This window comes from Streptomonospora salina (genome assembly GCF_014204715.1).
Classification (GTDB): Bacteria; Actinomycetota; Actinomycetes; order Streptosporangiales; family Streptosporangiaceae; genus Streptomonospora; species Streptomonospora salina.
In genome coordinates, this window is the sequence record NZ_JACHLY010000001.1 from 3,013,121 (window position 1) to 3,035,368 (window position 22,248).

General features: G+C 70.4%; 17 protein-coding genes. 8 read left to right on the forward strand and 9 right to left on the reverse strand.

Going from position 1 to position 22,248, the window contains the following annotated elements; translation table 11 throughout:
* The first annotated feature begins 86 nt into the window (after positions 1–86).
* A complete protein-coding gene (locus HNR25_RS13800; protein WP_184635675.1) occupies positions 87–1,910 on the forward strand; it encodes an acyl-CoA dehydrogenase in 1,824 nt (607 codons plus the stop codon).
* Positions 1,911–2,244: 334 nt separating this feature from the next.
* Positions 2,245–2,454 carry a DUF6458 family protein gene (locus tag HNR25_RS13805; protein ID WP_184635677.1) on the forward strand — a complete coding sequence of 70 codons (210 nt, stop codon included), beginning with the start codon at positions 2,245–2,247 and terminating at the stop codon, positions 2,452–2,454.
* Positions 2,455–2,542: 88 nt separating this feature from the next.
* On the opposite strand, the gene clpB is transcribed toward HNR25_RS13805, so the two are convergent.
* From clpB to dnaK, 5 genes are all read right to left on the reverse strand, one after another.
* Positions 2,543–5,155, reverse strand: coding sequence for an ATP-dependent chaperone ClpB (gene clpB, locus HNR25_RS13810; RefSeq protein WP_184635679.1), 2,613 nt, complete (start codon positions 5,153–5,155; stop codon positions 2,543–2,545).
* Positions 5,156–5,276: 121 nt separating this feature from the next.
* A complete protein-coding gene (locus tag HNR25_RS13815; RefSeq protein ID WP_184635681.1) occupies positions 5,277–5,699 on the reverse strand; it encodes a heat shock protein transcriptional repressor HspR in 423 nt (140 codons plus the stop codon).
* A 5-nt stretch (positions 5,700–5,704) separates the two neighbouring features.
* Entirely contained in the window at positions 5,705–6,868 is a 1,164-nt protein-coding gene (gene dnaJ, locus HNR25_RS13820; RefSeq protein WP_184635683.1) for a molecular chaperone DnaJ, read from the reverse strand.
* Between the two features lie 132 nt (positions 6,869–7,000).
* Positions 7,001–7,729, reverse strand: coding sequence for a nucleotide exchange factor GrpE (gene grpE / locus HNR25_RS13825; protein WP_184635685.1), 729 nt, complete (start codon positions 7,727–7,729; stop codon positions 7,001–7,003).
* Positions 7,730–7,763: 34 nt separating this feature from the next.
* Positions 7,764–9,614 (reverse strand): molecular chaperone DnaK, encoded by a 1,851-nt coding sequence (gene dnaK / locus HNR25_RS13830; RefSeq protein ID WP_184635687.1) that lies wholly within the window; start codon positions 9,612–9,614, stop codon positions 7,764–7,766.
* 544 nt (positions 9,615–10,158) lie between these two features.
* Between dnaK and HNR25_RS13835 the strand changes: the two genes are divergently transcribed.
* Entirely contained in the window at positions 10,159–12,318 is a 2,160-nt protein-coding gene (locus tag HNR25_RS13835; protein WP_184635689.1) for a (Fe-S)-binding protein, read from the forward strand.
* A gap of 196 nt (positions 12,319–12,514) precedes the next feature.
* Here HNR25_RS13835 and HNR25_RS13840 read toward each other — a convergent pair whose 3' ends face one another.
* Complete coding sequence (locus HNR25_RS13840) at positions 12,515–12,718, reverse strand: hypothetical protein (protein ID WP_184635691.1); 204 nt, start codon at positions 12,716–12,718, stop codon at positions 12,515–12,517.
* Between the two features lie 338 nt (positions 12,719–13,056).
* Here HNR25_RS13840 and HNR25_RS13845 point away from each other — a divergent pair, with 338 nt between their 5' ends.
* The gene (locus tag HNR25_RS13845) at positions 13,057–13,479 is read left to right on the forward strand and encodes a hypothetical protein (protein WP_184635693.1); all 423 of its coding nucleotides are present in this window, start codon (positions 13,057–13,059) and stop codon (positions 13,477–13,479) included.
* Positions 13,480–13,579: 100 nt separating this feature from the next.
* Here the strand turns inward: HNR25_RS13845 and HNR25_RS13850 are convergent, their stop codons facing one another.
* Both HNR25_RS13850 and HNR25_RS13855 read right to left on the reverse strand, forming a co-directional pair.
* Positions 13,580–14,800 carry an FUSC family protein gene (locus tag HNR25_RS13850; RefSeq protein ID WP_184635695.1) on the reverse strand — a complete coding sequence of 407 codons (1,221 nt, stop codon included), beginning with the start codon at positions 14,798–14,800 and terminating at the stop codon, positions 13,580–13,582.
* A gap of 135 nt (positions 14,801–14,935) precedes the next feature.
* Positions 14,936–15,484, reverse strand: coding sequence for a gamma carbonic anhydrase family protein (locus HNR25_RS13855; RefSeq protein ID WP_312862537.1), 549 nt, complete (start codon positions 15,482–15,484; stop codon positions 14,936–14,938).
* Between the two features lie 362 nt (positions 15,485–15,846).
* Here HNR25_RS13855 and HNR25_RS13860 point away from each other — a divergent pair, with 362 nt between their 5' ends.
* The gene (locus HNR25_RS13860; protein WP_184635700.1) at positions 15,847–17,418 is read left to right on the forward strand and encodes a DivIVA domain-containing protein; all 1,572 of its coding nucleotides are present in this window, start codon (positions 15,847–15,849) and stop codon (positions 17,416–17,418) included.
* 190 nt (positions 17,419–17,608) lie between these two features.
* A complete protein-coding gene (locus HNR25_RS13865) occupies positions 17,609–18,058 on the forward strand; it encodes a GNAT family N-acetyltransferase (protein WP_184635702.1) in 450 nt (149 codons plus the stop codon).
* Positions 18,059–18,127: 69 nt separating this feature from the next.
* On the opposite strand, the gene HNR25_RS13870 is transcribed toward HNR25_RS13865, so the two are convergent.
* Positions 18,128–19,615, reverse strand: a complete 1,488-nt coding sequence (locus HNR25_RS13870) for an MDR family MFS transporter (protein WP_184639299.1) — start codon at positions 19,613–19,615, stop codon at positions 18,128–18,130.
* Positions 19,616–19,969: 354 nt separating this feature from the next.
* Here HNR25_RS13870 and HNR25_RS13875 point away from each other — a divergent pair, with 354 nt between their 5' ends.
* Both HNR25_RS13875 and HNR25_RS13880 read left to right on the forward strand, forming a co-directional pair.
* Positions 19,970–20,551, forward strand: coding sequence for a TetR/AcrR family transcriptional regulator (locus tag HNR25_RS13875; RefSeq protein ID WP_184635704.1), 582 nt, complete (start codon positions 19,970–19,972; stop codon positions 20,549–20,551).
* Positions 20,552–20,690: 139 nt separating this feature from the next.
* Positions 20,691–22,046 carry a PhoX family protein gene (locus HNR25_RS13880; protein ID WP_184635705.1) on the forward strand — a complete coding sequence of 452 codons (1,356 nt, stop codon included), beginning with the start codon at positions 20,691–20,693 and terminating at the stop codon, positions 22,044–22,046.
* Positions 22,047–22,248: the final 202 nt, after the last annotated feature.

A 22,248-nucleotide genomic window follows, 5' to 3' on the forward strand; every position in this document is an offset into this window, starting at 1 on the left:
ACTCCTACCGGCTAGTAACCTTGACTTGTTACTAGTCAGTAGATCGCGTGTGCACACACAGCGGCCCGGACAAGCGGAGCGCGCCCATGTCGCATTACCAGAGCAATCTCCGTGACCTCGAATTCAACCTCTTCGAGGTCTTCAAGCGCCAGGACGTGCTGGGTAGCGGCCCGTTCGAGGAGCTGGACGAGGACACGGCCCGTACCATCCTGACGGAGGTCAACCGGCTGGCGACCGGGGTCGTCGCCGAGTCCTTCGAGGACTCCGACCGCAACCCGCCGGTGTTCGACCCCGCGACCAGCAGCGTCACGGTCCCCGACAGCCTCAAGAAGTCCTACAAGGCCTACATGGACGCCGGCTGGTACAACCTCGACCTTCCCCAGGCGCTCGGCGGCCTCAACGCCCCCCGCTCGCTGGCCTGGGCCGCCTCCGAAATGATCCTCGGCGCCAACCCGGCCGTGCACATGTACTCCGCCGGCCCCGGCTTCGCCAAGATCCTCTACGAAGAGGGCAACGACGCCCAGAAGCGCTTCGCCGAGCAGGCGATCGAGCGCGGCTGGGGCGCCACCATGGTCCTCACCGAGCCCGACGCGGGCTCCGACGTCGGCGCCGGCCGCACCAAGGCCGTCGACCAGGGCGACGGAACCTGGCACATCGACGGGGTGAAGCGCTTCATCACCTCCGCCGAGCAGGACATGACCGAGAACATCTTCCACCTCGTGCTGGCGCGCCCCGAGGGCGCCAAGGCGGGCACCAAGGGCCTCTCGCTGTTCCTGGTACCCAAGTACCTCGTGAACGAGGACGGATCCCCGGGCGAGCGCAACGGCGCCTACGTCACCAACGTCGAGCACAAGATGGGCCTGAAGGCCTCCACCACCTGCGAGCTGACCTTCGGCGCCAAGCACCCCGCCGTGGGCTACCTCGTCGGCGACAAGCACGACGGCATCCGGCAGATGTTCCTGGTCATCGAGCACGCCCGGATGATGGTGGGAACCAAGGCCATCGCCACGCTCTCCACCGGCTACCTCAACGCTCTGGAGTACGCCAAGGAGCGCAAGCAGGGCGCCGACCTCACCCGCCAGACCGACAAGACCGCGCCGCGCGTGGCCATCACCAACCACCCCGACGTGCGCCGCAGCCTGATGAACCAGAAGGCCTACGCCGAGGCGCTGCGGGCCCTGGTCCTCTACACGGCCACCCAGCAGGACGCGGTGCAGATCGCCCAGAACGCCGGCGTCGACTACAGCGACACCGACGCGCTCAACGACCTGCTGCTGCCCATCGTCAAGGGCGTGGGTTCCGAGCGGTCCTACGCGCTGCTGTCGGAGTCGCTGCAGACCCTGGGCGGGTCCGGGTACCTGCAGGACTACCCGATCGAGCAGTACATCCGCGACGCCAAGATCGACACCCTCTACGAGGGCACCACGGCCATCCAGGCCCAGGACTTCTTCTTCCGCAAGATCGTCAAGAACAACGGCGAGGCCTTCGGCCGCCTCGTCGGCGAGATCAAGGAGTTCGCCGCGGGCGAGGCCGGGAACGGCCGCCTCAAGCAGGAGCGCGCCGCCCTCGCCGAAGCCGCCGGCAACGTCGAGAAGATGGTCGAGCACATGGTCGGCGACCTGATGCGCTCGGCCGAGCAGACCGAAGAGGTCTACAAGGTCGGGCTGAACACCACCCGGCTGCTGATGAGCTCCGGCGACCTGGTGCTGGGCTGGCTGCTGCTGCGCCAGGCCGAGGTGGCCCTGAACGCGCTCGACGGCGCCGAGGGAACCGACCGCGACTTCTACACCGGAAAGATCGCGGCCGCCCGCTTCTTCGCCGATCAGGTCCTTCCGGGCCTGGCCACCGAGCGCGAGATCGTCGAGAACGTCGACACCGGCCTCATGGAGGTCCCCGAGTCCGCGTTCTGAGTACGCGGCGCGTCCGGCAGACCGGACTCCCTCGCTCCGGGGCGGCGATCCCGCCTCGGTGACAGCGGCCCGGTGCGCATTACCCCTGCGCACCGGGCCGCTGCGGTTCGAGGTGCGGCTGCGGCGGGCGACGTGCGGGCACACGCGCTGCGGGCGATCGGCCCCCGTCTCCGCGCCCCCCTGCGGCGCCCCGCCCGGCACGGTCCCGGAGAGGGCTTTCGCGACCGGTTCCGGACCGGAACCGGGCGACGGCGGGCGTTCCGGGATGGCGGGCCGACGAGCGGGTAGAAGTAGCCGACGGGAGCGCAAACCAAGCGGTGCGGAGGCAGTCGCAATGGGAGTAGGACTCGGCATATTCCTGCTGGTCATCGGGGCGGTGCTGTTTTACGGCATCACCGCCGACGTCGCCGGACTCGACCTGGACGCCATCGGCATCGTCCTCATGATCGCCGGAGTGGCCGTGGTCGCGTTGACCCTCATCCTGATGATGATCCGCCGCGACCGCACCAGGAGGCCGATCGAGAACGACACCGACGTGATCTGACGACCGGTCGCCCCCGACGACGACGGCGGTCCCGGCGGCACACGCCGCCGGGACCGCCGTCGTCGCGGGTCCGCCGCAGGGACCGCCGTCAGCCCGCCGCGGGCTCCGCGGCGGCCGGGCGCACGCTGAGCGCGTCCCGGCCCTCGTCGAGGTCGACGACGACCGTGTCGCCCTCCGACAGCTCGGCCGACAGCATCGCCTTGGCCAGCGGGTCGCCGATGGCCGCCTGCACCAGCCGCCGCAGCGGCCGGGCGCCGTAGACCGGGTCGTAGCCGGTCAGCGCCAGCCACTCCCGGGCGGCCGGAGTGACCTCCAGCGTCAGCCGCCGCTCGCTCAGCCGCGCCGCCAGCCGGTCCACCTGCAGGTCCACGACCCGGGTCAGCTCATCGGTGGACAGCGTCTCGAAGACGATGAGGTCGTCCAGCCGGTTCAGGAACTCGGGTTTGAAGGTGCCGCGTACGGCCGCCATCACCTTCTCCCGCCGCTCGCCGCTGTCCAGCGCCGGGTCGACGAGGAACTGCGAACCCAGGTTGGAGGTCATGACCAGCAGTGTGTTGCGGAAGTCGACGCTGCGGCCCTGGCCGTCGGTGAGTCGGCCGTCGTCGAGGACCTGCAGGAGGGTGTCGAACACCTCGATGTTGGCCTTTTCGACCTCGTCCAGCAGCACCACCGTGTAAGGCCGCCGGCGCACGGCCTCGGTGAGCTGCCCGCCCTCCTCATAGCCGACATAGCCGGGAGGCGCCCCCACGAGCCGCGCGACCGAGTGCTTCTCGGAGTACTCGCTCATGTCGATGCGCACGATCGCGCGCTCGTCGTCGAACAGGAACTCCGCCAGCGCCTTGGCCAGCTCGGTCTTACCGACCCCGGTGGGGCCCAGGAACAGGAACGAACCGGTGGGGCGGTCCGGATCGGAGATCCCGGTACGGGCGCGGCGCACCGCGTCGGAGACCGCGCCCACCGCCTTGTCCTGGCCCACCAGGCGCTTGCCCAGCTCCTCCTCCATGCGCAGCAGTTTGGCGGTCTCACCCTCCAGCAGCCGGCCCACGGGGATGCCGGTCCACGACGACACCACGTCGGCGACGTCGTCGGCGCCGACCTCGTCCTTGACCATGGTCGGCTCGGTTGCGGCGTCCTTCTCCTCTTCCGCGTGGGAGGCTTCCTCCAGCTGCTTCTCCAGCTGCGGGATCTCGCCGTACATCAGCCGTGAAGCCTCGGTGAAGTCGCCGTCGCGCTGGGCGCGGTCGGCCTGGGTGCGCAGGTCGTCCAGGCGCTCCTTGAGCTCGCCGACCCGGTTCAGCCCGGCCTTCTCCTGCTCCCAGCGCGCCACCAGGCCGTCGAGCTCCTCCTGCCGGTCGGCGAGGTCGGCCCGCAGCCGCTCCAGACGCTGAAGGGAGGCGGCGTCGGACTCCTTGCCCAGCGCCATCTCCTCCATCTTCAGCCGGTCGACGGTGCGCTGCAGCTCGTCGATCTCCACCGGCCGGGAGTCGATCTCCATGCGCAGCCGCGACGCGGACTCGTCGATCAGGTCGATGGCCTTGTCCGGCAGGAACCGGGCGGTGATGTAGCGGTCGGACAGCGTGGCCGCCGCCACCAGCGCCGAATCGGCGATCTGCACCTTGTGGTGGGCCTCGTAGCGGCCCTTGAGCCCGCGCAGGATCGCGACGGTGTCGGCCGCCGACGGCTCGCCTACCTGGACTTGCTGGAACCGGCGCTCCAGCGCCGCGTCCTTCTCGATGCGCTCGCGGTACTCGTCCAACGTGGTGGCGCCGACCATGCGCAGCTCGCCGCGCGCCAGCATCGGCTTGAGCATGTTGCCCGCGTCCATGGCGCCTTCGGCGGCGCCGGCGCCGACCATCGTGTGCAGCTCGTCGATGAAGGTGATGATCTGGCCGTCGCTCTGCTTGATCTCGTTGAGGACGGCCTTGAGGCGCTCCTCGAACTCGCCGCGGTACTTCGCTCCGGCCACCATCGACGACAGGTCCAGCGCGATCAGCCGCTTGTCGCGCAGCGACTCGGGTACGTCGCCGGCCACGATGCGCTGCGCCAGCCCTTCGACCACAGCGGTCTTGCCCACGCCCGGTTCACCGATGAGCACCGGGTTGTTCTTGGTGCGCCGCGCCAGCACCTGCACGACGCGGCGGATCTCGGAGTCGCGCCCGATCACCGGGTCCAGCGAGCCCGAACGCGCCCGGCCGGTGAGGTCGACGCCGTACTTCTCCAGCGCCTGATACGTGTCCTCGGGGTTCTCGGTCGTGACCCGGCCCGGTCCGCGCACCCGCGCGAACGCCTCCAGCAGCGCCTCCGGCGTGGCACCGGCGTCCTTGAGCAGCCGGCTCGCCTCGCCGCCGTCGGCGGCCAAGCCCACCAGCAGGTGCTCGGTCGAGACGAACTCGTCCTCCATCTGCTGGGCGCGCTGGGCCGCGGTGTTGAGCGCGACGACGAGCTGGCGCGAGCTCTGCGGCGCCCCCACACTGGTTCCGGCGGCCGCGGGCAGAGCGGACACGGCCTGCTCGGTCTTGGCGGCCAGGTCGTCGGGGGACGCACCGACCTCCTTGAGCAGCGGGCGGATGATCCCCTCGCCCTGCGAGAGCAGGGCAGCGAGCACATGCACCGGCTCGATCTGCGGATTTCCGTCGGTACTGGCACGCCGCATCGCCGTCGAAACGGCTTCCTGGCTCTTCGTGGTGAGTTTGTAGTTCATGCGTCGCCGCCCCCTTCGAGCGATCGCTATGCGGTTGTGAAACGGGTGTCGGGTGCCGGAGGCCGGGGCCTCCGGCGCGCGCGGGCACAGGCAGCCCCGTTCCGGGCGCCGCGGGTCCGGGTTACTGGTCCTGCTCGGGCGGAGGCGAGGTATTGAAGATCGTCACGCGCGTGCGCCGCACCGGCAGGAGCTCGCCGCCACCGGTCTCGCCGGCGGAGCGCCGCGCGACCGCCGAACGGGCCGCGTCGAGCTCGTTGCGCAGATGGAACACGTGTTCGCGCAGCTTCTCCACCTCGTACTCCAACTCCAGGATGCGCTTGATTCCGGCGAGGTTGATGCCCTCCTCCTGGGAGAGCCGCTGCACCTCCCGCAGCGTCCGAATGTCGCGCATCGAGTAGCGCCTGCCCCGGCCGGTCGCCCGCCCCGGCGAAACCAGGCCGAGCCGGTCGTACTGGCGCAGGGTCTGCGGATGCAGTCCGGACAGCTCAGCGGCCACCGAGATCACATAGACCGGGATGTCGTCGCCCAGTCCCGGATCGGTCATGACATTCACATCCCCTTCGCGCGCGTCTCCAGACCACTGCGCGGGTCTTGGTCCGCGGTCGCGGCACGGAACTTCTCCAGTGCCTCGCGCGCCTCCTCGTTGAGGCGATCCGGTACCGCCACGTCGACGGTCACCAGCATGTCGCCCGCCGTTCCGTCGCGCCGGGTCGCACCCTTGCCGCGGACGCGGAACGTGCGGCCGTTGGGCGTGCCCGGCGGGATCTTGACGGTGACGGGCAGGCCGTTGAGCGTCGGCACCCGCACATCGGCGCCGAGCGCGGCCTCGGGGAAGGTCACGGGAACCGTGATCGTCAGGTTGTCGCCCGACTTGCCGAAAACGGAGTGCGCCTGCACATGCACCACCACATAGAGGTCACCGGCCGGCCCGCCGTGTTCGCCCGGCGCGCCCTTTCCTTTCAGCCGGATCCGCTGACCGTCGGAGACGCCTCCGGGGATCCGTGTCTGGATCGTACGGGTGCTCTTGCCGCGGCCGCTGCCGCTGCAGGTGGGGCAGGGGTCGTCGACCACCAGGCCGCGCCCCTTGCACTCGCTGCACGGTTCGGAGAGCGAGAATCCGCCCTGGTTCCGGTTGTCGTGCCCGGTGCCCGAGCAGTTCGGGCACACTCGCGGTGCGGTACCCGCCTTCGCGCCGGTGCCTCGGCAGGTGGAGCATGCGGCCTCGCTGCTGAGCTTGAACGAGCGCGTGACCCCGGTGGCGGCCTCGCCGAAGGTCAGCCGCGTCTCGGTCTCGACGTCGGCCCCCCGCCGGGGCTGCGTGGTGGTGCGGCCGCGTCCGCCGAAGAGCCCGCCGAACAGGTCGCTCAGCCGCTCGCCGCCGCCGGCGCCGCCGCTCGGGGCGCCCTGGCCCTGGCCGAACAGGTCGCCCAAGTCGAAGCCGCCCGCACCGGTGCCGCCTCCGGGCCGGTAGGAGCCGCCGAACAGGGAGCGGGCGTCGTCGTACTCCTTGCGCCGCTTCTCGTCGCTGAGCACGTTGTAGGCCTCGGAGATCTCTTTGAAGCGCTCCTCGGCCGTGGGATCGTCGGTGTTGGCGTCGGGGTGGTTCGCACGCGCAAGCGTGCGATAGGACTGCTTGATCTCGTCCTGCGAGGCGGTCTTTGAGACTCCGAGGACCTTGTAATAGTCCTTTTCGAGGTAGTCCTTCGTGCTCATCGACGTTGCCTTCTCCCGCTTCGCGCTCTAGGTCCGATGTCCCCGGGAGCCGGTCCCCGCCCTCCGCTGCGGGGGACGGCCCGGAGGCCGCGTGCCCCGGGCGCCGCGCAGGCGCCCGGGGCCCGGGTACTGCTACTTGTCCTCGCCGGTCCCGCCGGAGGACTCGGAACCGGGCTGCCCGCCGGAGGCGTCCGCGTCACCGGACTCGGCCGACTCCGATGCCTCAGCGGCATCGTCCCCCGGACCGGCGACCACCACGCGTGCCGGGCGCAGGACCCGCTCGCCGATGGTGTAGCCGGGCTGGAAGACCTCGATGACCGTGGGAACCGTGGCGTCGGGTGAGGGCATCATGGTCAGGGCTTCGTGGACGTTGGGGTCGAACTCGTCGCCCTGCTCGCCGTACTTCTTCAGCCCCAGCTTGGTGACCAGCGCCTCCAAGGACTCCCCGACGGACTTGAAACCGCCGGTGAGCTCGTCGTGCTCGCGAGCCCGCCCGATGTCGTCGATGATCGGCAGGAGGTCGCCCACCACCTGGGCGGTGACCTGCTCGCGCAGGGCCGCCCGGTCGCGCTCGACGCGCTTGCGGTAGTTGGCGTACTCCGCCTGGGTCCGCTTGAGGTCGCCGGTCAGTTCCGCGACCTGCTCGCGGGCCTTGAGGAGCTCGCTCTCTTCGGCGGTCCCGTCGATGACCACGGGCTCCTCGTCGACGTCTCCGGCATCGGCCGGGGCCTCGGGGGAGTCGGCGGCGCCCTCGTCCCCTTCGGGCGTGCGGAGCTCGCCGGTCTCGGGATCGATGCGCCGCTTGTCGCGGATCACCGGCCCCTCCTGCTCCTCGCCGTTGTCGTTCTCCGGCAGCGCCATTGGCTGCGCCTCCCTTGCCTTGCCTATCGGCCGATCAGGCGTTGCCGTCCTTCTTGTCCTCGTCGACGATCTCGGCGTCCACGACGTCGTCGCTGCGGTCGCTCTCGTCCTGGGCACCGGCCGGCGTCTCCTCGGCGCCGTCGGCCTGCTCACCCTGGCCGTAGATCGAGGAGCCGATCTTCTGGCTGGCGAGCGCGACCTTCTCGCTCGCCTGGCGGATCACCTCGTTGTCGGTGCCCTCCAGCGCCGTCTTGAGCTCGGCGACGGCCTCCTCGGTCTCGGTCTTGACGTCGGCCGGGATCTGCTCTTCGTTGTCCTTGATGACCTTCTCGGTCTGGTGGACGAGGGACTCCGCGTTGTTGCGGACCTCGGCCTCCTCGCGCCGCTTGCGGTCCTCCTCGGCGTACTCCTCGGCCTCGCGGACCATCTTGTCGATCTCGTCCTGGCTCATGGCCGAGCCGCCCGAGATGGTGACCGACTGCTCCTTGCCCGTGCCCATGTCCTTCGCGGTCACGCTCACGATGCCGTTGGCGTCGATGTCGAAGGTGACCTCGATCTGGGGCACGCCGCGCGGCGCCGGCGGGATGCCGGACAGGTCGAAGACGCCCAGCTTCTTGTTGTACTGGGCGATCTCGCGTTCGCCCTGGTACACCTGGATCTGCACCGACGGCTGGTTGTCGTCGGCCGTGGTGAAGATCTCCGAGCGCTTGGTCGGGATGGTCGTGTTCTTCTCGATCAGCTTGGTGAACACGCCGCCCTTGGTCTCGATACCCAGCGACAGCGGGGTGACGTCCAGCAGCAGGACGTCCTTGACCTCGCCCTTGAGCACGCCGGCCTGCAGCGCGGCGCCGATGGCCACGACCTCGTCGGGGTTGACGCCCTTGTTGGGCTCCTTGCCGCCGGTCAGCTCCTTGACCAGCTCGACGACCGCGGGCATGCGGGTCGAGCCGCCGACCAGTACCACGTGGTCGATCTTGTCGACGCTGACGCCGGCGTCCTTGATGACCTGGTGGAAGGGCTGCTTGGTGCGGTCCAGCAGGTCGGAGGTCAGACGCTGGAACTCCGCCCGGCTCAGCTTCTCGTCGAGGTGCAGCGGGCCCTCGGACGAGGCGGTGATGTAGGGCAGGTTGATGGCCGACTCGCTGGAGCTGGACAGCTCGACCTTGGCCTTCTCGGCGGCTTCGCGCAGCCGCTGCAGCGCCATCTTGTCCTTGGACAGGTCGATGCCGTTGCTGTTCTTGAACCGCTCGGCCAGCCAGTCGACGATCGCCTGGTCCCAGTCGTCGCCGCCCAGACGGTTGTCGCCGTTGGTGGCCTTGACCTCGACGACGCCGTCGCCGACCTCGAGCAGGGAGACGTCGAACGTGCCGCCGCCCAGGTCGTAGACCAGGATGGTGGCTTCGTCCTCCTTCTCCAGGTGGTAGGCCAGCGCCGCGGAGGTGGGCTCGTTGATGATGCGCAGGACGTTGAGGCCCGCGATCGTGCCCGCTTCCTTGGTGGACTGGCGCTGGGCGTCGCTGAAGTAGGCCGGGACCGTGATGACGGCGTCGGTCACCTCTTCGCCCAGGTAGGCCTCAGCGTCGCGCTTGAGCTTCTGCAGCACGAAAGCGCTGATCTGCTGAGAGTTGAACGACTTCTCGTCGATCTCGGTCTTCCAGTCGGTGCCGACGTGACGCTTCACCGAGCGGATAGTCCGGTCGACGTTGGTGACCGCCTGGCGCTTGGCGACCTCGCCGACGAGCACCTCGCCGTTCTTGGCGAAGGCAACGACGGACGGAGTGGTCCGGGCGCCTTCGGCGTTGGCGATGACGGTGGGCTCGCCGCCTTCCAGGACCGAGACGACCGAGTTCGTCGTCCCCAGGTCGATACCGACCGCACGTGCCATGAGTTCGTTCCTCCGTCAGAGTTGAGTCTTACAGACGTAAGTTTGCTTCGCGGATCATCTACTGTCAAATCACTTGAGCCGATCCGACTCAACGCCTGTTTTCGCTCCTATAACGGTCGGGGCCACGGCGTTTGTTCCCGATCCGGTGCAGCGGTTGCGCCGTGTCCGGGCAGTCTCGGGGCGGGGTCAGGGGGCCCTCAGGGGCGGCGCAGCCGGGCATCGGGGGCGTATCGGCGGGGCGGGCGCGCGAGGGTGCGGCTGGTCACACCGGGGCGGCGGGGCCCGTTCCGGGGCGGCGAGCCCCGTTCGCACACCCGGGCGCACGGGTGAGGATGGAGGGGCGGGCGCCGGCGGCCGCGGCGGATGCGCAGGTGAACCCGCCGATTCGCTGCGGCGCCCGGTCGCCTAACGTTGGGGTTCGCGGCTCCGGCGCGTCCGTGCCATGGGGTGACGGGTCCAGCCGTCATTACTGGCTAGTAACATGCGGGGGACCTCCGATGTGTGGCGCATCGGGGCACGACAGCAGGATGGGAGGCCGCGGGCGATGCTCTACATCGTTCTGGGGATCATCACGACCCTCGTCGCCGTGGTCGGGGTCGCCATGTTCGCGTTCGGTATCCGCCGGATGGTGCAGACCGTGCGTCTGGGCCGGCCGGCGGAGAGCGGGCGCACAGGGCCCTTCGGCCGGCGACTGACGACGACGCTGATCGAGGTGCTCGGGCACACCCGGATGCTCAAGCGGCCCTGGGTGGGTGTGGCCCACTGGTTCGTGATGGTGTCCTTCCCGCTGCTGGTGTTCACCGTCGCCGAGGCGCACGGCGAAGTGTGGGACCCCCGCTTCCATCTGCCGCTGATCTACGACTGGACGGTCTACGGGCTGGCCATCGAGCTGATCGCGGCACTGGGTCTGATCGCCATCGTGGGCCTGGCCCTCTACCGCCAGTTCAACGGGCCGCGCCGCCGCGGGCGCGACTCCCGCTTCGCCAACTCCGTGCACTGGACGGCCTACTACGTCGAGGCCTACATCGTCGCGCTGCTGGTCGCCATCTTCGTGATCCGCGGCTTCAAGGCCGCGATCGGCGACTTCCCCTTCCCCGTGTGGGCCACCCCGCTCTCGCACGCGCTGGGCGCGGTGCTGCCCGCGAGTGAACCGGCCCTGGCCCTGGTCGCCGCGTTCAAGCTGATCATCTCCTGGATGTTCTTCATGGTCCTGGCCGCGGTGCTGACCATGGGCATCGGCTGGCACCGCTTCACCGCGCCGTTCAACATCTACTTCAAGCGCGACCCCGAGGGCGGGCCCGCGCTGGGCGGCCTCAAGCCGATGATGGACAAGACCGGCAAGGAGCCGCTGGACTTCGAGGAGGCCGACCCCGACGAGGACCCCTTCGGCGTCGGCAAGGTCGAGGACTTCACCTGGAAGGGCCTGCTCGACTTCTCCAGCTGCACCGAGTGCGGCCGCTGCCAGTCGCAGTGCCCCGCCTGGAACACCGGCAAGCCGCTCTCGCCCAAGAAGCTGGTCATGGACCTGCGGGACCACGCCAACGCCAAGGCGCCCTACATGATGGAGGGCATCACCGAGGAGACGCCCGACATCCACGACGACGTCCTCTCCCTGCTCGGCCAGCCCCTGGTGGGCACCGAGGAGGAAGGGGGCATCATCCACCCCGACGTGCTGTGGTCCTGCACCAACTGCGGCGCGTGCGTCGAGCAGTGCCCGGTCGACATCGAGCACATCGACCACATCATGGACATGCGCCGCTACCAGGTCATGATCGAGTCCAGCTTCCCCTCCGAGGCCAACACCCTGCTCAAGAACCTGGAGAACAAGGGCAACCCCTGGGGCATGGCCGAGGACCGGCGCATGGACTGGATGTCCGAGCTCGACTTCGAGGTCCCCGTCGTCGAGGACACGCTCCCCGAAGGCACCGAGTACCTGTTCTGGGTGGGCTGCGCCGGTGCGCTGGAGGACCGCGCCAAGAAGACCACCAAGGCCATCGCCGAGCTGCTGCACACGGCCGGCGTGAAGTTCGCGGTTCTGGGCGGTATGGAGGCCTGCACCGGCGACCCCGCGCGGCGCCTGGGCATGGAGTACGTCTTCCAGATGCTCGCCCAGCAGAACGTGGAGACGCTCAACGAAGCGGGTGTCACCAAGATCGTGGCCAGCTGCCCGCACTGCTTCAACACGCTGGGCAACGAGTACCCGCAGCTGGGCGGCGAGTACGACGTCGTCCACCACAGCCAGCTGCTGGCCCAGCTGGTGGACGAGGGCCGCCTCACCCCGGTCCAGCCCGTCGAGGAGAACATCACCTACCACGACCCCTGCTTCCTGGGCCGGCACAACAAGGTCTACACCCCTCCGCGGGAGATCATGGAGCAGGTGCCCGGCATCACCACCAAGGAGATGCACCGGCACAAGGAGCGGGGCTTCTGCTGCGGCGCCGGCGGTGCGCGCATGTGGATGGAGGAGCGCATCGGCAAGCGGATCAACACCGAGCGGGTCGACGAGGCGCTGACCACCGACCCCGACACGGTCTCGACCGCCTGCCCGTTCTGCCAGGTGATGCTGGGCGACGCGATCAACGAGAAGAAGTCCGCCGGTGAGGCCAAGGAGTCGCTGGAGGTGGTCGACGTCTCCCAGCTGCTGCTGCGCTCGGTCAAGCCCGGCGCCGAATCCAGTGGAGCGGAGCCCAAGGAGAACGCCTGACCGTGTGCGCCCGGCGCGGGCCGGCGAGCCCGGGCCGGGCGCACGGGTCCCGGCAGGGGCTGTACGGTGCCGCGCCGGACGGCGGCGGGTCCACCCGGCCCACCAGGACCGCGTTCCGGGCAGGCCGCCGCCCGGAGCGCGGCCCTGGTGGGCCGGTCTCCGTCCGGCGCCGGCCGCCGCCCGCCCCGGACCGTATTCAGCCTGCGCGGTACGGCTGTGCGGGGAGTCGGTGCATGCGGCGCCGCATCTGCTCCGGAACCGGTGCGCGCACGCCCAGCACGGTGTCGATCTCGTCGTAGGTCAGCCGCCGGTCGGCCCCGGCGACGGCGATCAGCAGTTCGGCGTAGAGCTCGATCTCGGCCATTGCCACATGGTCGTGCAGGCGCACGTACGGATCCATCCGCGCCCACCTCCATCGCCTGCACAGCGGGGGGCGCGACCCGCCCGTCCGCATGTATCCCCGGGTCGAAGCACCGACCGACGTGGGATCCCGCCGGAGACATCCCGCTGGCTGCAGACTACGTCGGGGCAGCGCGATGCCGCATGGCCCGGACGAGCCATTCTCGGCACCACGTTCGCGTAGCCCGTCGGGGGTAGGCACCCTCCGTCGGGATGCGGTCGCCCTTCGGCCCGGGTGCTGTGCAGTCCGGGCCGCAGGCGGGATCCGCAGCGCCCCGGAGCGCGGGGCCACGGGATGTTCCCGTGGCCCCGCCGGCCGCCGCATGCGACTATCAGGGCGTGCATTTTCACGGGTATTTCTGGCGCGGATCCGACCGGGAGCGCTCGCGCAAGGCGCGTGACGCTCATATCGACGGGCCCCTGTTCGCCGCCGCCGATGTGCCTCCCGTAAAAACCTGCTGGTGGTTGCGCAAACCCGCCGCCCGGGTTCGGGGCACCTGGGACGACGCGGAATCCGCCGCGACGTGGATGGTCGCCTGCTACGAGGGGGTGCGGGCCGAGATCGACGACGCCGCCGCGTTCTGGGCGCCCACCGGAGACCGCTGCGCCGCGGCCCTGCGCGACATCGCCGACGGGCGCGACATCACCTGGCAGTACCGGATCGGCGGGGACGAACGCGCCTTCGTCTCCGTCGTCGCCTGTACTCCCAACGCGTGGGACCGCGAGGCCCCCTGCCCTCTCGAAGAGGAGCGGGGCGGCTGACGTCCAGGGATCCTGCACGGGTCGTGGCGCCAGGCGCCCGCGCGCAGGTACCCGTACGCAGGGCCGCCGCCACCGGATCGCGGCACCGTGCCTCGCGCAGTCAGCCCGAGGACCCCGAGGACAGCTTCCGGTCCACCGAGCGGTGGAGGAGGCCGGTGGTGTACTCGAACTCCTCCTGCAGGCGGCCGGCCTCGACGAGGAGGATGCCGTAAGGGCTGGACCCGTCGGTGACGACGAGCTCGATGTGCTCGGCACGCTCGGACAAGCGCTTCTCGTACTCGCCGGACTGCTCCGTCAGCGAGTCCAGATGCCGGGCCTGTTCGACGAGCCGGTCCTCGTCCACCTCGCTGAACGCCTCGGCGATCTCGGCCAAGGCGGCGAGGAAGTCCGCATAGAGCCGGAGGAACTCGGTGCGCTGCGGACCCTCGCGGGTATGGGGGGCGGACTGGTCGAGGGTCCGCGTCACGGAGGCCAGCTGATACGAGATCCGGTCGAGGGCGTCGACCACGCTCGCGTAGCCGGAGAACGACGGCGAGCGGCGCCGGCGCAGCAGGCGCCCCGGGTTGTAGTAGACGCTCTCCTTGGCGGTGCGCACCGCGCTCTGCGCCTGGGCCACCGTGGTGCCCAGCCGGTTCGCGCGGTAGCGCCACTGGCCGGTGCGCTCCTGATCGAGGTCGCCTTCGCGCAGCGGTGGGTGCATGTCCGACAGCAGGCCGCACATCGCGTGGGAGAGCGAGCGGACACCGTACTCGGCGCTGCGGAACCGCATCGGCGGCATGACGACCAGGTTGACCAGCACGCCGATGCCGCAGCCGATGAGGACCAACAGCAGGATCTGGCCGAGCTGGGCGGCACCATCGAGGGCGCCGGCCGACGTCACGTATATGGCGAAGGCGAAGAGCGCCGCGGTCACCACCTGCGACCCCTGCGTTCCCAGCCGCGGCCACCGGCCGATGGTCAGGGCGATCAGTGTGACCGCCGCGAACGCGGCCACGCCGGACCCGGCCAGGAACCCGACCACCCCTTGTACAGCGACCCCCGCCGAGACCGCGGCGACGTAGCGCAGCGACTGGGCGACGGACTGGTAGATCGTCACCTGGATCATCAGCACCGCCGAGAACGGCGCGAACGCGGGCGCCGATGCCTGCAGCACGGTGTAGGAGACGATCCAGGCGAGTGAGGCCGCCAGTGTGCTCTTGACGATGAGCAGCAGGGTGGAGCGCTCGTAGCCCTCGCTGCGGGCGCGCAGCAGCCACTGCTTGACGCGCGACCAGCGTCCGGTCGACGCCGGCCGCCTTCCCGATCTCTCCGACGGCCGCATCGCCGCTCGCCCCCTTGCCCGACCGTGCTTCCTTGCCCCATAACCAGGAGGCGGCCGGTCATGTGCGCGGCGACGTGCGCAAACACGGTGCGCCAACGCCGTGCGCCGGGAGTTCGGGCGGGCGCCGTCCCGGTTCTACCGTCTGCGCCGCGGGGCGCTGAGCCAGGTGACCTCGCGGTGGCGCTCGGCGTAGCGGGCGTACTTCTCCGGGGTCTCGGCGAAGCCCGCGCGGTCCTCGTCGGTCAGCTCGCGCACGACTTTGCCCGGAAGCCCGGCCCACAGTGTCCCCGCCGGGACCTCCTTGCCCGGCGGCACCAGCGCGCCGGCCGCCACCAGGGCGCCCTCGCCGACGCGGGCGCCGCCCAGCACGATCGCGCCGATCCCGATCAGCGCGCCCTCGCCGACTTCGGCGCCGTGCACCATCGCCTTGTGCCCCAGGCTCACCCGGTCACCCAGGACCACGGGTTCGCCGGGGTCGGAGTGCAGCCCGCACTGGTCCTGGACGTTGCACATCCGGCCGATGGAGACGTCCTCGGTGTCTGCGCGCACGACCGAGCCGTACCAGACGCTGCTGCGGGCGCCGAGGTGGACGCGTCCGACGAGGACGGCGCTCGGGGCGATCCAGGCGTCGGGGTGGATGTCGGGCTCTCCGAACGGGGCGTCTCCGATGAGCGGAGTGGACACGTGCACCTCCCTGGGGCCGGGCCGGGTGCCGATCCGCGTCCGAGATGACGCCTCCGGACCCGCGCCGCTGTGAACGGGCATACCTTAGTAGTGCGGTGCGCTCGGCGGCCGGACCGGCGCGCCGTATGCGCAGGGAGCGTCCAGGCTATTGAGGGGGAGGCGCAGCGGGCACTAACGTAGTCGCCTCCCCATGTGTTCACTACGTCACACTTCGCACGCTAATCGGGTCTCTGTTGCGGTTTCCCATCACACCGCCAAGCTTGGGGAATGAATGTCATTGACGTGTATTCCGGGTGTTATGGGAATGATAGGCAGGGAGTCCGGCCACCATCCCATTGGCAGCCAACCTGGTTGATTAGGACATGAACGAGCAGAGCGCAGAGATCTTGCCGAACTTCCTCCGCGAGGAAGCCTTCCCGACCGAGAAGCGCGGTTACAGCAAACGCCAGGTCGACGACTACGTGGTGCGCACGCACAACCAGACCCGCGACCTTCAGGAGCGGCTGGCGCGCACCCACGACGAGCTGGAGCAGCTCCGCCGCGAGTTGGCCGAGGCCAAAGAGCAGGCCGCGGTCAAGCCTGAGCACGAACAGATCAGCGAACGCATGTCCAGCATCCTCCGTATAGCGGAGGAAGAGGCGAAGGAGAAGCGCAGCGAGGTCGACAGCGAGGTCGACGGCATCCGCAGCAAGGCCGAGGAAGAGGCGGCCAAGCGGATGAAGGACGCCGAGGAGCACGCCGAGCGCGTGGTCTCCAGCGCGCGCTCCGAGGCCCAGGAGATGGTGTCGGCGGCCAAGCAGGAAGCCGAACAGCTCCGTTCGCAGGCCGATGAGGAGTCCCAGCGGCGCATGGCCGACGCCGAGACGCGGTCCAAGAAGATCAACGACACCGCCGATCGCCGCCTGGCCACGCTCACCGCGACGCACAACGAGGCGGTGCGCCGGCTCAACGACATGCACGGCACGCTGGCCGAGTTGCTCGACGCCGAGCAGAAGGCGGGGCCGCTGGAGACGGGACTGACCCAGGCCGAGGTCGAGGCGGAGCAGGAGGCCGCCGGCTCCCCGAAGCAGGGGCAGCAGGGCCAGGGCCAGCCGCCCCAAAGCCGGCAGGGCGGACAGGGCTCGAAGCCGCAGCAGGCCCAGGGGCAGCAGGCTCAGAAACCGCAGCAGGCCCAAGGGCAGCAGGGTCAGGGCCAGTCGGCCCAAAGCCAGCAGGGTCAGGGCCAGGGCCAGAAGCCGGATCAGGGTCAGGGCCAGAAGCCGGATCAGGGTCAGGGCCAGAAGCCGGATCAGGGTCAGGGCCAGAAGCCGGATCAGGGTCAGGGCCAGAAGCCGGATCAGGGTCAGGGCCAGCCGGCCCAAGGCCAGCAGAGCCAGAAGCCGCAGCAGGCCCAGCAGCCGGCCGGTCAGCAGCAGGGCCAGCAGCAGGGCCAGGACCGGCAGTCCGCGGAACAGCGGCCCGCGGAACAGCAGGCCAAGGCCGTCTCGCCGCAGCAGCCGCCGGCGGGCGGAGGACGCGGCGACTCGGGGGCCGAGGCCCCGGCGGCGCCGCGCCAGGCCCAGCCTGCCCAGTCCGGGCAGGGCGGCACCGACGCCAAGGGCGGTTCCGCAGCCGAGCAGGACGCCGGTGAGGAATCCACCGTCCGTCTCGACCCGGACCAGTCCGCCGACCGACAGCACGCCGCGCCGCCGGCCGGGCAGGGCCCGCAGCCGCAGGGTTCGCCCTACGCGGGGGCTGCGCCGCAGCAGCACCAGGCGCAGCAGCACGACGTTCACAAACAGCAGCAGCCGAACCAGAGCGGCCAGCCCCAGCAGGCACCGCAACCGGCCAACGACCCGGGGATCACGGCCATCCATCAGCGTTCCGACGCGCCGGCGGCCCAGGGGCCGGACGACGCGGAGGGCACCGAGGGAGTGCGCATCATCAAGCCGTGACCCGGGTGCGGTCCGGATACCGGCGGAGTGGCGCGTGCGCACTCCGCCGAAGCGGACCGGGGCCGGGCTGGAACGGACTCGCTCATGTCTCAGGCGGAGCGGGGTGCCGAGCACCCCGCTCCGTGCTGTTTGTCCAGGCCTGAGGGCGACGTCGGGCTTATCCCGGCTGTCGGCTACGATGCCCGAAGCCATGATTATCCGCGCGGCCATCCGGTCTGACCTCGGTGCGATTCTGCGGCTCCTCCGCGAACTCGGCGACTCCATCCCCGAGCAGAGCAGCACGGTCCGCATGTCGTCGGCCGCCGTCCGCGCCTGGACCCGGATGGAGAACGACCCGGACCGCTCCGTTCTGGTCGCCGAGCGCCGCGGACAGATCATCGGGACCCTCGACCTGCTGGTCATCGCCAATCTCACCCATGACGCGCAATCCTGGGCGATCGTCGACAACCTCGTGGTCGACCCGGACTGCCGCCGCGCCGGTGTGGGGCGCGCGCTGATGGACGAGGCCGTCGACCGCGCCGGGCGCGCCGGCTGCTACAAGATCGAGCTGCTCTCCCACGAGAACCGCACCGGAACGCAGACGTTCTACGCGGCCGTGGGATTGGAGAGCTCGGCGGAGGGGTTCCGCCGCTACCTGTGAGGCGCGGGCGGGGGCGCCGCCTGCCGCACCAGGCCGCGCGCCCCGTGCACCCCCCGTGTACCCGTGCGGTCAGCCGCGTCCCGAGCGCAGCGGGATCGGTTTGAAGCAGAGCACGATCACGAACCCGACGACGCCGATCGGGACCCCCAGCGTGAACACGGTGTGCATCGCATCGCTGAACGCCTGGATCACCACGTGCTGGGCTTCGGGCGGCAGGGCCCGGATGGCATCGGGCGATCCGGTGGCCGACCCGGACATCTCCCCCGAACCGCCGGAGGCGCCCGCCGAGCGCGCGAACGCGTTGAGCTCGTCGTGCAGGCGGTTGGTCATGACCGAGCCGAACATCGCCACGCCGAGCGCGCCGCCGAGGTTGCGGAAGAAGGAGACGGCGGAGGTGGCCGCGGCCAGATCCGTTAGGTCGACGGCGTTCTGCGTCGCCAGGATGAGGATCTGCATGCACATTCCCAGCCCCAGCCCGATGAGGCAGACTCCGGCGCCCACCAGGACCAGGCTCGACTCGGTGTCCAGGAACGTCAGGGTGGTGAAGCCGCAGGCGACGAGCAGCGTGCCCGAGACCGGGAAGAGCTTCCATTTTCCGGTGCGGCTGACGAGGAAGCCCGAAGAGATCGAGGCGGCCAGCAGGCCGAGCACCATCGGCAGCGTCATCAGCCCGGAGGCCGTAGGGCTGAGCCCCTGCACGATCTGCAGGTACTGCGGGAGGTAGATCATCACGCCGAACATGCTCATGCCCACCGCCGCCGAGGCGAGTGCGCCCAGCACGAACGTGCGGTTGCGGAACAGGTGCGGCGGCAGGATCGGTTCGTGGGCGCGGCGTTCGACGAGCACGGCTGCGGCCGTGAGTACCAGTGCCGCGGCGATCAGCGCGAAGGACGGCGCCGAGGCCCAGTCGAACTCCTGGCCGCCCAGGCTCAGCAGCAGCATCACCGCGCTGGCGGCGCCGACGATGCACGTGGCGCCGCGCCAGTCGATGCGGTGTGCGACGTCGGGCCGCGCGGGCAGCTTGAGCAGGCGCTGGATGACGACGAACGCCACGGCCGCCAGCGGCACGGTGATGAAGAAGCACCAGCGCCAGCCGAGCGGGCTGTCGACGAGGAATCCGCCGAGCAGCGGGCCGGCGACGGTGGCGGCGCCGAAGACGGAGCCGAGGAAGCCGGAGTAGCGGCCGCGCTCGCGCGGGGCGACCACGTCGCCGAGGATGATCTGGGGCAGCGCGGCCAGGCCGCCGGTGCCGATCCCCTGGAACAGCCGCGCGACGATCAGCCAGGTCATGTCGGTGGCGAAGCCGGCGGCGACCGACGAGCAGATGAAGATCACCAGCGCGGTCTGGAACAGCAGCTTGCGGCCCCACACGTCGGAGAGCTTGCCCCACACGGGCGTCGACGCGGTCATGGTGAGCAGGGTGGCGCTGGCCACCCACGACAGCCGGTCCTGGCCGCCGAGCTCGCCGACGATCGTGGGCAGGGCCGTGCCCACGATCGACGTGGTGAGCATCGACGTCAGCATCGCCAGCATCAGACCGACGAGGATCTCGATCATCTGGCGGCGCGAGTAGTTCGTCTGCGCCTCTGCGCCGGCTGCGGTGCCGGCGTGCTGCCCCGGCACGGCCGCGGCCTGCTCGTCGGCAGTGCCTAAGCGTCGCTCCACGTTCGGGTTCTCCTCTTCGTCGCCCCGTATCGAACTGGTCGGACGGATCCGGCCGCTGGCACAGGGGAGCGGCCGTTCCCGGACACGGCGGGCCGCTGCCGCTGAAGCGGGCAGTCCGGTGGAATCTCCTCCTCAGGTATAAGTAAACAGTGTTGACTTGTCAAGCAGGGCGGTTATAGTGCGGAGAACCGAACGTGAGAAGCCGCGCTGAGCTGCGACTCCGCGCCGGTCACAGCAGGGGGCCCGATGAATACGACCGACGCCGCCGACACCTGCCACGGGCGGGTTCGCGACCGCGAGGCCACGCGCCGGCGGATCCTCGACAGCGCCCGCGAACTGTTCACCCACGAGGGATACGCCGAGGTCTCCTCGCGCAGCATCGCCGCGGCGGCCGGGGTCAACGTCGCCCTGATCAACCGCTACTTCGGCGCCAAACGCGGACTGCTGGCCGAAGTCATCGCCGAGGACGCCGCCTTTCCCGACCTCGTCGAGGGCGAGCGCGACACCCTGCCGCGCCGCATCGCCGAGCACGTGGTCCACCGCACGCTGGGTGAGGGGACTCCGCTGCAGCGGGCGCTGCTGCACTCGCTCGGCGACCCGGACCTCAAGTCGGTGTTCGAGAAGCGGCTGCAGAGCGCGATCATCGGCCCGCTGGCCGACTACATCGGCGGTCCCGACGCCCGCACCCGCGCGACGCTGGTGGCGGCGCTGCTGATCGGCGTCGGCAACGTCCGCCGGATGGGCGGAGCCGAAGCGCTCATGGAGGCCGACGGCGACGAGCTGGTGCAGCGGCTCACCGGGGTCGTCGAACGCTGCCTGGAGGCCTGACGACCGGCGCGCCAGCCGCCCCGTGCCCAGGCGGTGTCAATTGAGCGCCGCGTCAGCCGGCGGAGGCACGGGCATCATCGGCGGGTCACTTCGGCGGGTTCAGCTCGTGGTGACCGCACCTTCTCCGAAGGAGGAACCGATGCCCGACCGTGCTGACGCCCACGCATCCGGAGTGAACCGCCGGCGCTTCCTCGCCGGAAGCGGTCTGGTGGGCGCCGCGACGGCCCTGCAGGGACTCATGGGTCAGACCACGGCCCACGCCGCCGGCCCCGGAGCCGGAAACAACCGCGGCACCGTCGCCGCCGACAACGGCGGATACGGGCCGCTGCAACCCGCGGGGCCCGACGGGGAGCTCCTGCTGCCCGCCGGATTCACCTACGCCGCGTTCGGCCGCACCGGCACGCCCATGCGCGACGGCACGCCCACCCCCGGCCGGCACGACGGCATGGCGGCGTTCGAAGCCGACGACGGCGCGCTGCGCCTGGTCCGCAACCACGAGCAGAGCGGCGGCGAAGCCTTCGCCTCGCCCAGCTACGACCCGCAGGCCGCGGGCGGAACCACGACGCTGGTCGTCGACCGCGAGGCGATGCGCCTGGTCGATTCCTTCCCCAGTCTCACCGGCACCATCCGCAACTGCGCCGGCGGCCCCACTCCCTGGGGCAGCTGGCTGTCCTGCGAAGAGACCTTCACCGGTCTGGACACCGCCGACCCGCACGGCTACATCTTCGAGGTCCCCGTCGACGCCGACGGGCCGGTGGAGCCGGTGCCGTACAGAGCCATGGGGCGCTTCACCCACGAGGCCGTCGCGGTCGACCCCGCGACCGGCATCGTCTACGAGACCGAGGACCGCGGCAGCTCCGGCCTCTACCGGTTCGTTCCGGACACCCCCGGGCGCCTGGGCGAGGGCGGCAAGCTGCAGATGCTCGCGATCAAGGGAGACCCCCGCTACGACACCCGGACCGGCCAGCGCGCCGGCAAACCCCTGGCCGTGGAGTGGGTCGACATCGACGACCCGGACCCCGACAGCGGCGACTCCCTCGCCGTGTTCAATCAGGGCCGGGCGAAGGGCGGCGCGGTCTTCGCGCGTCTGGAGGGCGCCTGGTACGGCGACGGCGCCATCTACGTGAACTCCACCAGCGGCGGTGACGCCGGACTCGGCCAGGTGTGGGAGTACCGGCCGCGCGGCCGCTCGGGCGGACAGCTGATCCTGGTCTACGAGTCGGTCGACCCGGACCTGCTGCAGAGCCCCGACAACATCTGCGTCTCGCCCAACAGCGGCGGACTGGTGCTGTGCGAGGACGGTTCGGGCGGCGACATGCTGCGCGGGGTGACCGACCGCGGCGAGATCTTCGATTTCGCGGCGCTGAACAGCACCAACACCAGCGAACTGGCCGGGGCCACGTTCAGCCCCGACGGCCGGACGCTGTTCTTCAACGTGCAGAGCCCCGGCATCACCTATGCGGTCACCGGCCCGTGGAGCCACGGCGCGCTTTAGCAGCGGCGGTTCCGAGAGCGCGCAGGCCCGGTGCCCGCGTACGGCGGGGATCGGCGGCGGGGCGGCGGTGGAGGACGCCGCCCCGCCGCAGCCGAACAACCCGCGCGTTTCCCCCAGCCGTCGGCAAACCGCGCTTATCCCTCGGAATTTCCGTTCTCCGCTGCTCCCGGGGCGGCGCACCCGCCTATGCGGCGGGAAAATC